Origin of the sequence: Pseudomonas sp. WS 5010 (assembly GCF_012985565.1) — a bacterium.
In the GTDB taxonomy this organism is placed as follows: domain Bacteria; phylum Pseudomonadota; class Gammaproteobacteria; order Pseudomonadales; family Pseudomonadaceae; genus Aquipseudomonas.
In genome coordinates this window covers 64,557-78,873 of the sequence record NZ_JAAQWQ010000001.1, presented here as the reverse complement: position 1 = coordinate 78,873, position 14,317 = coordinate 64,557, and the positions used below count along the sequence as shown (strand labels likewise).

Annotated in this window: 16 protein-coding genes; 6 read left to right on the top strand and 10 right to left on the bottom strand. The window is 61.5% G+C overall.

The window, feature by feature from the left end; translation table 11 throughout:
* Positions 1-4: 4 nt before the first annotated feature.
* Complete coding sequence (locus tag HBO11_RS28520; protein ID WP_003210728.1) at positions 5-127, bottom strand: PA1414 family protein; 123 nt, start codon at positions 125-127, stop codon at positions 5-7.
* A gap of 139 nt (positions 128-266) precedes the next feature.
* A complete protein-coding gene (locus HBO11_RS00395) occupies positions 267-1,160 on the bottom strand; it encodes a LysR family transcriptional regulator (RefSeq protein WP_169955614.1) in 894 nt (297 codons plus the stop codon).
* 101 nt (positions 1,161-1,261) lie between these two features.
* Between HBO11_RS00395 and HBO11_RS00390 the strand changes: the two genes are divergently transcribed.
* Complete coding sequence (locus tag HBO11_RS00390) at positions 1,262-2,425, top strand: YbfB/YjiJ family MFS transporter (protein WP_169955613.1); 1,164 nt, start codon at positions 1,262-1,264, stop codon at positions 2,423-2,425.
* Here HBO11_RS00390 and HBO11_RS00385 read toward each other — a convergent pair.
* Entirely contained in the window at positions 2,415-2,822 is a 408-nt protein-coding gene (locus HBO11_RS00385; RefSeq protein WP_169955612.1) for a DUF2177 family protein, read from the bottom strand. The two genes, HBO11_RS00390 and HBO11_RS00385, sit on opposite strands and share 11 nt — an antisense overlap.
* 66 nt (positions 2,823-2,888) lie before the next feature.
* Positions 2,889-3,725, bottom strand: coding sequence for a S1-like domain-containing RNA-binding protein (locus tag HBO11_RS00380; RefSeq protein WP_038446825.1), 837 nt, complete (start codon positions 3,723-3,725; stop codon positions 2,889-2,891).
* A gap of 334 nt (positions 3,726-4,059) precedes the next feature.
* On the opposite strand from HBO11_RS00380, the gene HBO11_RS00375 reads away from it, so the two are divergent.
* The 3 genes from HBO11_RS00375 (at position 4,060) to HBO11_RS00365 (ending at position 6,111) form a co-directional block, all read left to right on the top strand.
* Positions 4,060-4,239: a hypothetical protein gene (locus HBO11_RS00375; protein ID WP_007946007.1), complete on the top strand. Its 180-nt coding sequence runs from the start codon at positions 4,060-4,062 to the stop codon at positions 4,237-4,239.
* A gap of 216 nt (positions 4,240-4,455) precedes the next feature.
* The gene (locus tag HBO11_RS00370; protein WP_169955611.1) at positions 4,456-5,178 is read left to right on the top strand and encodes a TorF family putative porin; all 723 of its coding nucleotides are present in this window, start codon (positions 4,456-4,458) and stop codon (positions 5,176-5,178) included.
* A 66-nt stretch (positions 5,179-5,244) separates the two neighbouring features.
* A complete protein-coding gene (locus tag HBO11_RS00365) occupies positions 5,245-6,111 on the top strand; it encodes a DUF6279 family lipoprotein (RefSeq protein ID WP_169955610.1) in 867 nt (288 codons plus the stop codon).
* A gap of 15 nt (positions 6,112-6,126) precedes the next feature.
* Here HBO11_RS00365 and HBO11_RS00360 read toward each other — a convergent pair whose 3' ends face one another.
* The 3 genes from HBO11_RS00360 to HBO11_RS00350 form a co-directional block, all read right to left on the bottom strand.
* On the bottom strand, positions 6,127-6,936 hold the full coding sequence (locus HBO11_RS00360) for a copper resistance protein B (protein WP_169955609.1): 810 nt from the start codon (positions 6,934-6,936) through the stop codon (positions 6,127-6,129).
* A 10-nt stretch (positions 6,937-6,946) separates the two neighbouring features.
* On the bottom strand, positions 6,947-8,683 hold the full coding sequence (locus HBO11_RS00355) for a copper resistance system multicopper oxidase (protein WP_169955608.1): 1,737 nt from the start codon (positions 8,681-8,683) through the stop codon (positions 6,947-6,949).
* Between the two features lie 98 nt (positions 8,684-8,781).
* Positions 8,782-9,171, bottom strand: a complete 390-nt coding sequence (locus HBO11_RS00350; protein WP_169955607.1) for a transcriptional regulator — start codon at positions 9,169-9,171, stop codon at positions 8,782-8,784.
* A 155-nt stretch (positions 9,172-9,326) separates the two neighbouring features.
* On the opposite strand from HBO11_RS00350, the gene HBO11_RS00345 reads away from it, so the two are divergent.
* A complete protein-coding gene (locus HBO11_RS00345) occupies positions 9,327-9,602 on the top strand; it encodes a hypothetical protein (protein WP_169955606.1) in 276 nt (91 codons plus the stop codon).
* A gap of 48 nt (positions 9,603-9,650) precedes the next feature.
* Here the strand turns inward: HBO11_RS00345 and HBO11_RS00340 are convergent, their stop codons facing one another.
* Positions 9,651-10,997: a DEAD/DEAH box helicase gene (locus HBO11_RS00340; protein WP_169955605.1), complete on the bottom strand. Its 1,347-nt coding sequence runs from the start codon at positions 10,995-10,997 to the stop codon at positions 9,651-9,653.
* Between the two features lie 193 nt (positions 10,998-11,190).
* Here HBO11_RS00340 and HBO11_RS00335 point away from each other — a divergent pair, with 193 nt between their 5' ends.
* Positions 11,191-12,489, top strand: coding sequence for a mechanosensitive ion channel family protein (locus HBO11_RS00335; RefSeq protein ID WP_169955604.1), 1,299 nt, complete (start codon positions 11,191-11,193; stop codon positions 12,487-12,489).
* A 120-nt stretch (positions 12,490-12,609) separates the two neighbouring features.
* Here the strand turns inward: HBO11_RS00335 and HBO11_RS00330 are convergent, their stop codons facing one another.
* Positions 12,610-13,479 carry a carboxylate/amino acid/amine transporter gene (locus tag HBO11_RS00330; protein ID WP_128593759.1) on the bottom strand — a complete coding sequence of 290 codons (870 nt, stop codon included), beginning with the start codon at positions 13,477-13,479 and terminating at the stop codon, positions 12,610-12,612.
* Between the two features lie 203 nt (positions 13,480-13,682).
* Positions 13,683-14,282, bottom strand: coding sequence for an FMN-dependent NADH-azoreductase (locus HBO11_RS00325; RefSeq protein WP_169955603.1), 600 nt, complete (start codon positions 14,280-14,282; stop codon positions 13,683-13,685).
* Positions 14,283-14,317: the final 35 nt, after the last annotated feature.

Below are 14,317 nucleotides of genomic sequence, written 5' to 3'. Positions count from 1 at the left end.
GGACTTACCTGCGACGCGGGCGGCGCTGTTCGTCATCGGTGCGGATTGGCACCGGTTGCAGCGGTGGCTCGATCAAGCCGAGTGCGACGCCGAGGTCGTGCAGCCAGTTTTGCAGTTTTTCTTTCATGGTGCCCCCTTTGAGGGTAGTGCCGAGCAGCTGGAATTCTGTGGCTGCTTCCTACAGATAGTAGTACTAAGTCCTACGCAATGCTTGCCTGAAACCGCAACGAACCATTACTGAATTGATACAAATCCTGACGGGGTGGTCAGGCAATCGCGTGCGCCTGCTGTTCTGGACGCGTCTTGCCCGCTTGCTGCAGGTCAATCCACGCGTTGAGATTAGCGCCGAGCATGCCCTTGCGCCACATCAGCCAGGTGGTGGCATGGGCAAATGGCTCGGCCAGGGGGTGGATCGATACACTGTCCTTGCCCGGCAGACTGTCGAGCATCGACTCGGACATCAACGCGACCCCGGAACCGGCGATCACGCACGCAAGCATGCCTTGATAGGACTCGATCTCGATGGCCCGGCCCATGGCCACGCGATCGTGGGAAAACCACGCCTCCAGGCGCGTCCGATAGGAACAACTGCGTCGGAAGGTGAATACCGCGCGCCCGGCCACATCCTGCGGGCCGCGTACCGGCGGGTGGTCCGCCTCGCAAATCAGCAGCAAACGTTCCTCGCACAATGGCACACCGTCCAGGGTCGCCAACGCCAGCGGGCCATCCACCAATGCCGCATCCAGGCGCCCGGTGATCAGGCCCTCGAGCAACTCGCCACTGGGCGCCGACTGCACTTGCAGGTTCACCATCGGGTAAGCCTTGTGATAGCGCGCCAGCAGTTTTGGCAAATGGATCGCGGCGGTGCTGTACATGCTGCCTAGCACAAAGTCCCCGGCCGGCTGCCCGCCCTGCACGGCGCCGTGCGCTTCATCATGCAGGGCCAACAGCCGCGTGCTGTAGTCGAGCAGCACCTTGCCCGCAGGCGACAGTTGCAGGCGCTGGCGCTCGCGCACGAACAACTCGACACCCAATTGCTCTTCCATTTGCTTGAGCCGGGTCGAGAGGTTCGACGGCACCCGGTGCAGACGCTCTGCAGCACGGGTGATGGAGCCCTCCTCGGCCACGGCCTGGAAAATACGCAATTGGCTGAACTCCACGACCATTCTCCTTAACTGAACAAGTTACTCAGTATTATTCATTTTTACTGAACAACAATCCACCTTAACCTGGGGTCATCGCTTCTGCAGGAAGGTGCCCCATGTCTCCCCTGATCCGTTTACTCGCCAGTTTTATCGCCCTGATGATGGCCATGGGCATTGGCCGCTTCGCCCTTACCCCACAGATGCCGCACTTGCTCAGCGAAGGGCAAATCGACCTGACCGAGGCCGGGCTGATCGCCGCAGCCAACTACCTGGGCTACTTCGTGGGGGCCGTGGACTCGATGTTCGCGCGCAGTCATCACCACATACGCGGGCGGTTGCTCGGCGGGTTGTGGTTGTGTGTGCTGCTGACCCTGGCGTCGTTCTGGGCCAACGGCTTCTGGTCGCACCTGCTGCTGCGCTTTGGCACGGGCGTGGCCAGCGCCTGGGTGCTGGTGATGATTACCGGCCTGAGCCAACCCCTGGCGATTGCCGCCGGGCGCCCGCGGCTGGGCGCATTGGTGTTTGCCGGGCCGGGGCTGGGGATCCTGCTGACGGGATTGCTGGCACTGGCCTCCAACCTGCTGGGCAAGGATTCGGCGACGCTGTGGCTGGTGTATGGCGTGGTCGCTCTGGGCATGTTGCTGGTGATCCTGCCATTGCTGCCCAAGCCGCACAGGGAGGCGCTACAAAGCAGCGCCGCTGCCGGGCGCAACGCCAGCATCACGCATCTGGGCTGGGTTTACCTGCTGTATGGCCTGGGCTACATCATTCCCGCCACCTTCCTCTCGCAAATGGCCAACGCGCAGTTCAAGGGCGCCTGGCAGGCAGACCTGTTCTGGCCATGCTTTGGCTTGGCGGCGGCCCTGGGCGTGTTGCTGGTCAGCCTGCGCAAGCCCAACCCCGACACCACGCGCTACTGGTTGATGGCCACACTATGGCTGCAAGCGGCTGGCGTCTTCGCGTGTTTGTTGGGCAATGGCCTGGGTTTGGCCCTGGGCGTCGTGCTCTGCGGGCTGCCGTTCCTGGCGTGCATGCAACTGGTGATGCAACGCCTGCGGGAAATCGCGCCGCACGCGGCGCAACGCGGCACGGGGTTGCTGACGGCGTGCTTTGCCCTGGGCCAGTTGAGTGGGCCGTTGCTGGCCTCGTTAAGCAGTCACCTGAGCGGCGGCTTGCAACCGGCGCTGATGGTAGCGGGTAGCGGCCTGATACTGGCCGGCGCATTGCTGCTTCGACCTGCCCGGGCACTGATTGATTGCCGCGCGCGGGTCAGCCGCTGACGCGGCGCGCCGCGCCGTACCCCAACGCACAACAGGCCGCCGTGAGGCAGGTGCCCCACGCCATGTCCATCAATGCAAGGCCCGCAGACCAGCCTTGCAAGGTCGCCCAGTTGCTCAGGTCATAGGTGCCATAGGCGACCAACCCGAGCAACGCGCCCAGGCGGGCGGCCCGTTGCCAGCCTCCACTGGCCAGCGCCGGCACCACCACAAAGGCTACACAGCCCAATGCATAAAGGAAGTAGAACAGCGCCGCCGGCAGCCATCGCGGCTGTTCAAGCATCAGCGGCCCCAGCAAGGCCTTGTAGGTCGGCCCCATCAACACGCCAAGCCAGAGGCCATCAAGCACCAAAAAAGCCAATAACGTACCGAGGTAAGCAAACACGACTTTTTTGCCCATGACGACAACCTACTGTAGGAGCCGGCTTGCCGGCGATAGCGACTCCTACCCAAGAGCAGCTTGCAGTCAGCTTAGTTCAATGCGATCGGCATGAATCACGATCTGACCCTGCTTGTACAGCGCACCAATGGCCTTCTTGAAGTTGCCCTTGCTCACGCCAAACAAGTTGCTGATCACGGTCGGATCGCTCTTGTCGCTGACCGGCAGGCTGCCGTTGTTTTCACGCAACTTGGCGAGGATCTTCGAGTTCAGGCTGGACGCCGCTTGCTCGCCGACCGGCTGCAGGCTCAGGCTGATATTGCCGTCGGCGCGGATTTCCTTGATGAAGCCCTTCTCTTCCTTGCCCGGACGCAGGAACTTGAACACTTCGTTCTTGTGGATCAGGCCCCAGTGCTTGTTGTTGATAATTGCCTTGAAGCCCATATCAGTGGCTTCGGCAACCAGCAAGTCGACTTCCTGACCCACGGTGTAGTTGGCCGGCGTCTTGTCCAGGTAACGGTCCAGGCGCGCGGTGGCGGTGATGCGCTTGGTGTGTTTGTCGAGGTAGACGTGCACCACGCAGTATTCACCGGCGGTCAGTTGGCGCTTTTCCTCGGAGTAAGGCAGCAGCAGGTCCTTGGGCAGGCCCCAGTCGAGGAACACCCCGATACTGTTGACTTCGACCACTTTCAGGCTGGCAAACTCACCCACCTGCACTTTTGGTTTTTCAGTGGTGGCGATAAGTTTGTCATCGCTGTCCAGATAAATAAAAACGTTAAGCCAGTCTTCATCTTCACTGGGAATATCTTTGGGAATATAACGATTGGGCAAGAGGATTTCGCCATCTTGCGCACCGTCCAGATACAAACCAAAGTTAGTGTGTTTAACCACTTGCAAACTGTTGTAGCGCCCGACTAAAGCCATTTCCAATACCCTCATTGCGTGGGCGGCATTCTACCCGAGTTGAAGGCGGCGGTCCCGTGTCCGGGCGCGCAACCCTGAAAAATCGCGGGTTTGCCGGGCAGTTGTGGGCAATTGCCCCGCTCGTCAGGTCAAGCCCGAGCTGTGCAGCAATGGCCAGGTGCTGTTTTTACCCATGGTTTCTATTTAAAACAGCGAGTTAGGGCCTTCGATCAAAGACCAACTTCGGGCTTTTATAATAGCGCAGCTTATTCCTGGGAGATATTTACCAAGCAATTGTCAAGCTTTTCATGTACGATGCCTGGCCAAGTTAATTTTCTACAGGTTAGTGGCCGCCATGCGCGTAAAAGCATCCAACAGCAAAGCAAAGCCAGCTCCCGCCGTTGAAACCAGCGAATCGATCAACAACCAAATCGCCGCGTTCCTCAAGTCCGGTGGCGAAATCCAGCAGATCGCCAAGGGCGTGAGCGGCCAGACTTTCGGCCCGTCCAAGCAGATCACCCTGGGTAAAAAGTAAGCGCGCAGCCGCCTACGCACCCCACCTGGTCCCTAAGCGCCTTGCCATCAAGGCGCTAGGACTAGAGCAAGCAACCTCCCCCTGACACACATTCAACTGCGCCAATCGACGAACGGGCCTCAACCCCGGACTTTCGCCGGTATGCTTGCACACCTCTAGAACGGGCGTTTGCCCGATTCCTTCGGTTACTGCTCCTCGCTTTTCATGGAGTGACGCATGCTCAAGCCCTGCATATTCCTGGTCAGCGCCCTGCTCGCCAGCCCCCTCGCCCAAGCGCAGGTTTTCCAGCGTGAACTGGGCGACTTCGACTTGAAACTGGGAACCACCCCCAGCCGCAGCATGGCCCAGGGCCTGGTCAAACCCACCGCTCCGGGCAGCAACTCGTTCCACGGCGGCCTCGACCTCACCCACGCCAGCGGCCTGTATTTCGGCCAGTTTTCACCGAGCATGGGCCTGTCGCCCGCCAGCAACCTCGAAGTCGATTCCTACATGGGCTTCAAGCGCCCGTTCGACCAGACCCTGGGCTATGAGCTGGGGATGATTCACTACAGCTACCCCAAGCTCAGCCCCCTCGACAGCCAGGAGTTCTACGGCGGCCTGAACCTGCTGGGCAATCGGTTTGGCGTGTCACTGGGCAACGACCCCGACCGGCGCGACAGCACCCTGTTTGCCGACCTGGGCGGGACCCAACCCTTCGGCATTGGCGTGAGCATGAAGTACACCACTCATCAGTTGGGCGCCCCAGCCTCGGTGGAGGGCGGCTCAATCCGCAGCTTCAGCGACTGGTCGGTGAAATTCTCGCGGCCATGGATGGGCATGGACCTGGACCTGATCTACAGCGACTCCAGCCTCAACGGCAGCGACTGCTCGGCCTACTCCGGACACAATTCGCAATGTGATGGCCTGTTGACCCTAAAGGCCGAGCGGTCGTTTTATTGATGGGCTGAACTGTCACGCCCCCGGCGGGTTCAGATAAACATCCCTGGTCTGTGCAAGGACTCGCCCATGCTGCGTCGGTTAAGAATCCTGGTGGCCTTACTGGCCCTGAGCGTCCTGCTGGCCGGCTGCAATCGCGTGGGTCTGGCCTATCGCAATCTCGATGTGATCATCCCCTGGACACTCAACGACTACCTGGACATGAACGCCGGGCAGAAAAGCTGGTTCAACGACACCCTCAAGGAACACCTGGCCTGGCACTGCACCACCCAATTGCCCGGCTACCTGGACTGGCTCGACCGCCTGCAACAGATGGTCGACAACCATCAAGTCAGCGATGCCGCCCTGCAAACCCGCACCCTCGAAGCCAAGCAGGCAATCGCCGACGTCGCCCGGCAGATTACCCCGTCAGCCATCGAGTTGCTGCGCGGGCTGGATGAGCAGCAGGTGCGCGAGATGGATCAAGCGCTGGCCAAGGACCTGCGCAAACGCCAGGACGAATACCTCAAGCCGCCCTTGGAACAGCAGATCAAGGACCGCAGCGAGCGCATGAGCGAACGCCTGAATACCTGGCTTGGCCCGTTGAGCACCAGCCAGCAGGAGCGTGTGCGGGCCTGGTCCACCGCCCTCGGTGCGCAGAACCAGCAATGGATCGGCAACCGCGCCCATTGGCAGGCGCAGTTCATCGCGGCAGTCAATCAACGGGCCAGTAGCGATTTCCCGCGCAAGATGGAGCAACTGCTGGTGGACCGTGAAAGCCTGTGGACAGCGGACTATCGCCAGGCCTACGCCCAGACCGAAGCGGCGGCCCGCAGCCTGCTGGTGGACTTGATGGCCGAAAGCACCGTGCAGCAACGCCAGAAGCTGGTGCAGCGGATCGATAAGGTGCGCAGCGATTTCCAGGCACTCAAGTGCCTCAAGGGCAGCGCGGCCTAGGCGACTGCAGCGCCCTCAGAACCACAGGCGCACGCCCAGGACCCAGCGCACTTCGCTGCGGTCCTCGCCCTCATCCCTGGCGTATTCGGCCGTCTGGCCATAGGCGCGATTCCAGGTCACGCCGACATAAGGGGCAAACTCGCGGCGGATTTCGTAACGCAGCCGCACCCCGACCTCGGTGTCCGCAAGGCCGGAACCAATCCTTCTCTGAGGGTCGTTTTTCCCGTAGACGTTGGCCTCGGCGGTGGGCTGCAGCACCAGGCGATTGCTCAGCAAAATGTCGTAGTCGCCCTCCAGGCGCGCGGCAGTCTGGCCACCTTCACCGACAAACAGCGTGGCCTCGGCCTCGAAGTTGTACAGGGCCATGCCTTGCAGGCCCAGCGCCGCCCAACTCTGGCTGTCGCCCGGCTTGAAATCCTGGCGCATACCGGCCACTACATCCCACCAGGGGCTAATGGCGTGGCCCCATAACGCCTGGACCTCGGCCTTTTCGGTATTGCCCTTGGCGCGCTCGCCCTCGCTGCGCAGCCATAGGCGATCGATATCCCCGCCGACCCAACCCTTGGCATCCCAGCTCACGGCATGGCCATCGCCGGCCCCCTGCCATTCCAGCTGGTTGATCACAAATAGTGAGTTGAGGGCGCTGTCATGCACCACATGCCCACCCGGCGCGTCGTACACCGCTGCGCGGTCGGCATCGGTCAGCAGCGGGATCGGCGTGCGGCTCTGGCTGGGCGGCGTCATGCCGTGCATCTGGCTGTGGGCCAGCGCTACGGGGGCGAATGTCGTAATCAGCAGCGCAACGCGGCGAAATAGAGAGTTCATGCTCGGCTCCTCACTCTTGCACCCGGACTTCACGGAACATGCCCATTTCCATGTGGTACAGCAGATGACAGTGGAAGGCCCAGCGCCCCAGGGCATCGGCCGTCACCCGGTAGCTGCGGCGGCAACCTGGCGGCATATCGATGGTGTGTTTGCGCACCATGAACTGGCCGTTTTCGTCTTCCAGGTCGCTCCACATGCCATGCAGATGGATGGGGTGGGTCATCATGGTGTCGTTGATCAGCACCAGCCGCACGCGCTCGCCATAGGTCAGCCGCAGCGGCTCGGCATCGGAGAACTTCACCCCGTCGAAGGACCAGGCGAACTTCTCCATATGCCCGGTCAGGTGCAACTCGATGGTGCGGCCGGGTTCGCGGCCATCGGGGTCGGCAAAGCTGCTGCGCAAGTCTGCATAGGTCAGGACCCTGCGCCCGTTGTTGCGCAGGCCCATACCCGGATCATCGAGCTTGGGTGAGGTGCTCATGGCCTGCATGTCCACCAGCGGGTTATTGGTTTCGCTGGCCGGGTGGCCTTGCATCGGCATCGCCATCCCGGCCATTGCGCCGTGGTCCATGCCGGGCATCGCACTGTGGTCCATGCCAGGCATAGCCCCCGTGGCACCGTGATCCATGCCGCCCATGCCCATGTCGTCCATGGTCAACCAGGGGCGCGGGTCCAACGCGGGAACCGGCGCCCGCAAGCCCGGCTGGCGGCTGAGAGTGCCGCTGGCGTAGCCGGTACGGTCCATGGATTGGGCGAACAGGGTGTAGGCGGCGGCGCTCGGTTCGACGAGCACGTCGTAGGTCTCGGCCACGGCGATGCGCAACTCGTCCACGCGGATCGGTTTTACCGGCTGGCCATCGGCAGCCACCACCGTCATCTTCAGGCCCGGAATACGCACATCGAAGTAGGTCATGGCCGAACCGTTGATCAACCGCAGACGGATCTTCTCACCGGCGCGAAACAGCCCGGTCCAGTTTTGCGCAGGTGGCTGGCCGTTCATCAAGAAGGTGTAGGTCGCGCCGCTGACATCCGCCAAGTCCGTGGGATTCATCTTCATTTGCGCCCACATCAGACGGTCGGCAGCGGTGGCCGACCAGCCCTTGTCGGCCACATCCTTGATGAAGTCGCCCACGGTGGGTTTATGGAAATTGTAGTAATCGGACTGTTTCTTCAGGGTCTTCATCAGGCTGGCGGGATCTTCATCGGTCCAGTCCGTGAGCATCACCACATAGTCGCGCTGGTAGGTGAAGGGTTCCGGCTCCCGCGGATCGATCACCAGCGGCCCATAGACCCCTTGTTGCTCCTGGAACCCGGAGTGGCTGTGATACCAGTAGGTGCCGTGCTGGTTGACCTTGAACTGGTAGACATACACCCCGCCCGGCTCGATCCCCTTGAAACTCAGGCCCGGCACGCCATCCATATTGGCCGGCAGGATAATCCCATGCCAGTGGATCGACGTCGGCTGCGCCAGGCGATTGCGCACGCGCAGGGTCACGGTATCGCCTTCACGCCAGCGCAGCAGCGGGCCCGGCAGGCTGCCGTTGATCGTCAGCGCGGTGCGCACGTGGCCGGTGATATTGACCGCAGTCTGGCCGATAGACAGCTCGAACTCGCGGCCCGCCAGCACACCCGGCTCCCCGGGGCTGGCCAGGGCCCAGACCGGTGGCCGCCACAGGCCTGCGCCGCCCAGCAGGCCGGCCGCAGCCAAGCCTTTGACGAAGGTTCGTCGAGAAGTGTTGGGGTGCATGCCGATTCCATTCCCGTCAATTGAATGACCGCAGAGTAGGGACCGGCGCCTGTCAGTTGGCTTAGCGCCAGATTACCTATTTGACAGTTTGCGCGTGCTCAGGCGATCTGCGCCTTGGAGGCCACCACCTCGAACGTCGCCGGGTCCAGCGCGTCAGCCTGCTCGTCCAGCACCTGGCGCGGATGATTGTTACCCGGGATGGAGCTGTCGATCAGCGCCAGCAGCCGCGCACCCAGCGGCGTCAAAATGAAGTTCTCACCGTTGCCGCCCTCATCCTCGGGCCGGGACTCGATAAAGCCGCGCTTGAACAACAATGCCTCGTAGTCGGCGGCAGTCTTCTTCAGCGCATCAAGGTCACCGTTGAACTCACCCGCCGTGGCCTTCTCGGCGGCTTCCTGTTCGGCATATTTGCGCGGGGCAAAGCTGCCCTCGCCGTTTTGCACTTCATGCAATAGACGTTCGATCAGATCCCAATTGTAAGTGCTCATCCTCAATCCTCCTGCAGGCACACCGGCTGGCTGCCTTCGAAGGTTGTGACCTGTGGGTGCGGGCGCCGTTCAGCCGGGTCGACGGGCGTGATTGCACTGAACTTTTCGCCGGCCGGTGCCCTCAACCGGGTATCACCGCCAAGGAGGTCTACCCCATGAAACCCCTGATGCAACTGGCTGTCGCCGCCACCCTGTTGAGCGCCTTGCCCGCCTGGGCCTGTACCCCGGAAGAAGCCACGCAAAAACGCGAACAACTGGCCAAGGAGGTCAGCACCCTCACCCAGCAGAACCCGACCAAGGCCAAGGAAATCAACGACGAACTGCAGCAGATGGACCTGGACACCGAAAGCGCGAAGTTTCCGGACAAGTGCCAGTTGATCGAGGCGCGGCTCAAGGAGTTGAAGGAAGCGGCGGCCAAGGCGAAAAACTGAGGGCATAAAAAAACCGGACATTGTCCGGTTTTTTAGTGCGCTGGCGTATTACTCGGCAGCCGGCGCTTCTGGCTTGCGGCGCTTGAGCGGCGCCATGCCGTCCTTGCTGACCAACGACAGGTTGTCGGTCTTCGGCCGGTTGGCGATCTTGCGCTTGGTCGGCGACTTGGCGCCGGTTTTCTTCTTGTCGCCCTTGGCATCGACCTTTTTCTTCTTCACGCCCACGGCCTTGCCCGAAGCCTTGACCTTCTTCGGCCCGGTGTAGGTGCCTTTGACTTCCTTGATGGTGCGGCGCTCGAACGACTGCTTGAGGTAGCGCTCGATGCTCGACATCAGGTTCCAGTCGCCATGGCAGATCAGCGAGATGGCCAGGCCATCGTTGCCGGCCCGCCCGGTACGGCCGATACGGTGCACATACTCGTCGCCGCTGCGTGGCATATCGAAGTTGATCACCATGTCCAGGCCTTCGACGTCCAGGCCGCGCGCGGCGACGTCGGTGGCCACCAGGATCTTCACGCCGCCCTGCTTGAGGCGGTCGATGGCCAGCTTGCGGTCCTTCTGGTCCTTCTCACCGTGCAACACAAACGCCTTGTACTCCTGAGCCACCAGGCGCCCGTAGATACGGTCAGCCATGGCCCGGGTGTTGGTGAACACGATGGCCTTCTGATAGGTCTCGTTGGCCAGCAGCCAGTTGAGGATCTGCTCTTTGTGCACATTGTGGTCAGCGGTGATGATCTGCTGACGGGTAGTCGAGTTCAGGTCGCTGACGTTATTGACCTGCAGGTGCTCGGGGTTGTTCAGGACCTTGGCGACCATCTCGCGCAGGGTCGAACCGCCGGTGGTGGCGGAGAACAGCATGGTCTGCTGGCGGTTGACGCATTCTTCGACCAGGCGCTGCACATCGTCGGCAAAGCCCATGTCGAGCATGCGGTCGGCTTCGTCGAGCACCAGCACTTCGACTTCCTTGAGGTCCAGGTTGCCGGCGTTCAATTGCTCGATCATCCGCCCTGGGGTGCCGATCAGGATATCCGGGACCTTGCGCAGCATGGCGGCCTGCACCTTGAAGTCTTCGCCACCGGTGATCAGGCCGGACTTGATGAAAGTGAACTGCGAGAAGCGCTCCACTTCCTTCAAGGTCTGCTGGGCCAGCTCGCGGGTAGGCAGCAGGATCAGGGTCTTGATGCTGACGCGGACCTTGGCCGGGCCGATCAGGCGATTGAGGATTGGCAGGACGAAAGCGGCGGTCTTGCCACTCCCGGTTTGAGCCGTCACCCGCAGGTCACGCCCTTGGAGCGCGAGCGGGATGGCCGCTGCTTGCACAGGCGTAGGCTCGACAAATTTAAGCTCGGCCACGGCTTTGAGCAGGCGTTCGTGCAGGGCGAATTGGGAAAACACGGGTGCTACCTCGAAGAAATACAAAAAATCAGCTGCATAGGGTAACGGTTTCGGGCGCTCAGGCCGAGTTTCTTTACGCGAAGTGGGCCAATCAGGTGGTTTTTTGTCAGGTGATTTGTCTGCCTGCACAACTTTGCAGCACTTAAATGCTCTAATCGCCCCGTCATGTCTTACAGAAGAATCGCGTTAAACCATGGATATCAAACAGCTCTGGCTCAACGTCCAAGACCTCTGGGGTGCCTTGGACCAACACCCGCTGCTGCATTCAAGCCTGGCTTTGCTGGTGCTGTTGGTGGTGGCCCTGCTGGTCGGACGGGTGGCACGCTACCTGATCCTGCATGCCGTCAAGTTGCTCGGCCGCCAACCTGCCCTGCATTGGCTCAATGACCTGCGCCACAACAAAGTCTTCCACCGCCTGGCACAGATGACGCCGTCGCTGGTGATCCAGTTCGGCCTGCACCTGGTGCCGGAATTGAGCAAGACCAGCGCGCTGTTCATCGGCAACGTGGCGCTGGCGTTCACCATCCTGTTCCAGGTATTGGCCATGAGCGCCCTGCTCAACGCCCTGCTGGATATCTACGCCCGCACCGAACATGCCCGCACGCGCTCGATCAAGGGCTATGTGCAACTGGCGAAAATGGTGTTGTTCGTGTTTGGCGCGATCATCATCGTCGCAACCTTGATCGACCGCTCGCCGCTGTTGCTGCTGTCGGGGTTGGGTGCGATGTCGGCGGTGATCCTGTTGGTGTACAAGGACACCTTGTTGTCGTTTGTCGCCAGCGTGCAATTGACCAGCAACGACATGCTGCGAGTCGGCGACTGGATCGAAATGCCCCAGGTCGGCGCCGATGGCGACGTGGTGGACATCACCTTGCATACGGTCAAGGTGCAGAACTTCGACAAGACCATCGTCTCGATCCCCACCTGGCGCTTGATGTCCGAGTCGTTCAAGAACTGGCGCGGCATGCAGGCCTCGGGCGGGCGGCGGATCAAGCGCAGCCTGTTTATCGACGCGGCCGGCGTGCGTTTCCTGCGTGACGATGAAGAAGTGCGGATGACCCAGGTCCACCTGCTGACCGACTACATCAGCCGCAAACAGGCAGAATTGAAAGCCTGGAACGAAGCCCAGGGCCACAGCGCGCAACTGTCGGCCAACCGCCGGCGCATGACCAACCTGGGCACCTTCCGTGCCTATGCCCTGGCTTATCTGAAGAGCCATCCGGATATCCAGCCGAACATGACCTGCATGGTGCGCCAGATGCAGACCACCTCCCAGGGCGTGCCGCTGGAAATCTACTGCTTCACCCGCACCACGGCGTGGGCGGATTACGAGCGGATCCAGGGGGATATTTTCGACTACCTGCTGGCGGTGCTGCCGGAGTTTGGCTTGAGCCTGTACCAGCAACCGAGTGGCAACGACCTGCGGGCCGGAGTACTGCCGGCGGTGTTGGGTGCCAGCCATTTGCCGGCGCCGGAGAAGGCTACGCTCTAACCAGGCGCGAAGCAGCGCCCCTGTGGGAGCGGGCTTGCCCGCGATAGTGGTGGGTCAGTCAACACATCTGTTACTGATCGTCCGCTATCGCGGGCAAGCCCGCTCCCACCTTGGGAACGATCATTGCCGGCAGAGTGGCGCCGGGCGAATCCCCAACCGGCTGATCCACACTGCCGCCACAATCACCGCCCCGCCCAGGAACAACCGCCCCAGCGGCTCATGCTGATTCCAGATCAGCAGATTCAGCAGCAACCCCACCGGCACATGCAGGTTGTTCATCACCGCCAGGGTGCCGCCATTGACCAGGCACGCGCCCTTGTTCCACCAGTACAAACCCAAGGCGGTGCTGACCAGGCCAAGAAACAGCAGCACACCCCATTGCAACGGCGCTTCGGGCAGGAAGTTGGCCTTGCCGAACAGCAGGAACGCCGGCAATACCACCGCCAACGCTCCCAAATAGAAGTAGCCAAAGCGCCGGTAGTGCGGCAGGTCGCTCGGGTGCCGCGCCACCAGGCGCCGATACAGCACTTGCCCAGCGGCGTAGGTGAAGTTGGCCAGTTGCAGCAGCAAAAAGCCCATGAAGAAGTCCGGGTTGATCTGGTCAAAACGGATCACCGCCGCCCCCGCTACCGCCACCAGCGCGGCGATCAGCGCCCAGGGGTTGAAGCGCCGGTTCAGCGCGTCTTCGATCAGGGTCACATGCAACGGCGTGAGGATGGTGAACAGCAGCACCTCCGGCACCGTCAACACGCGAAAGCTCAAATACAGGCATACGTAGGTCACACCGAACTGCAACGCGCCGATCAGCAGCATGCCGCGCATGAACGCAGGCTCCACCGAGCGCCAGCGGGTCAGGGGGATAAACACCAACCCAGCCAGCAGCACACGCACCAGCACGGCGAAGTAGCTGTCGACATGACCGGCCAGGTATTCGCCGATCAAGCTGAAGGAAAACGCCTGGATCAGGGTGACAATCAGTAAGTAGCCCATGTGCGCCTCATATTTGAATGGGCGCGACATTAGCGCCTTTCACGGCGGGGCGAAACTCGGGGCAAAAAAAACCCGACCTCGCTAAAGCGTCAGTCGGGCAGGAGCACTCAGGAGCAACGAGCGCAAAGGGAGGTTCGATACGCGTACTTGAAGGGTTGCGTGGAGCTATAAAAACATCGCGCGATTATCTGGCGATTAACGCTTCAGGCAACTTGTGCCAGCAGGGCCTTGGCATGGTTCACGCCCTTTTCCTGGAAATCGCCACCCAGGTTCACCCCTTCGGCATGAATGAAGGTCACGTCATGGATGCCGATAAACCCCATGACCTGGCGCAGATACGGTTCCTGGTGATCGCTGCTCGCGCCGGTGTGGATGCCACCACGGGCGGTCAGCACAAAGGCGCGCTTGCCGGTCAACAGGCCCTGGGGGCCGGTGGCGGTGTACTTGAAGGTCACGCCGGCACGCAGCACATGGTCAAGCCAGGCCTTGAGGGTGCTGGGGATGGCGAAGTTGTACATCGGCGCCGCCATCACCAGCACATCGGCGGCCAGCAACTCGTCGGTCAGGTGGTTGGAACGGTCCAGGGAAGCCTGCTCGTCGCTACTGCGCTGCTCGACCGGCTTCATCCAGCCACCCAGCAGGTTCGCGTCCAGGTGCGGCACCGGGTTGACAGCCAGGTCGCGCACGGTGATCTGATCGGCCGGATGGGCCGCCTGCCATTGGCTGATGAACTGTTGGGTCAACTGGCGGGAGATAGAGTCCTGCTGGCGGGCGCTGCTTTCGATGATCAGAACGTTGGACATGGCTTTGTAAGCTCCATCGGTAATTGCTGTAAGTC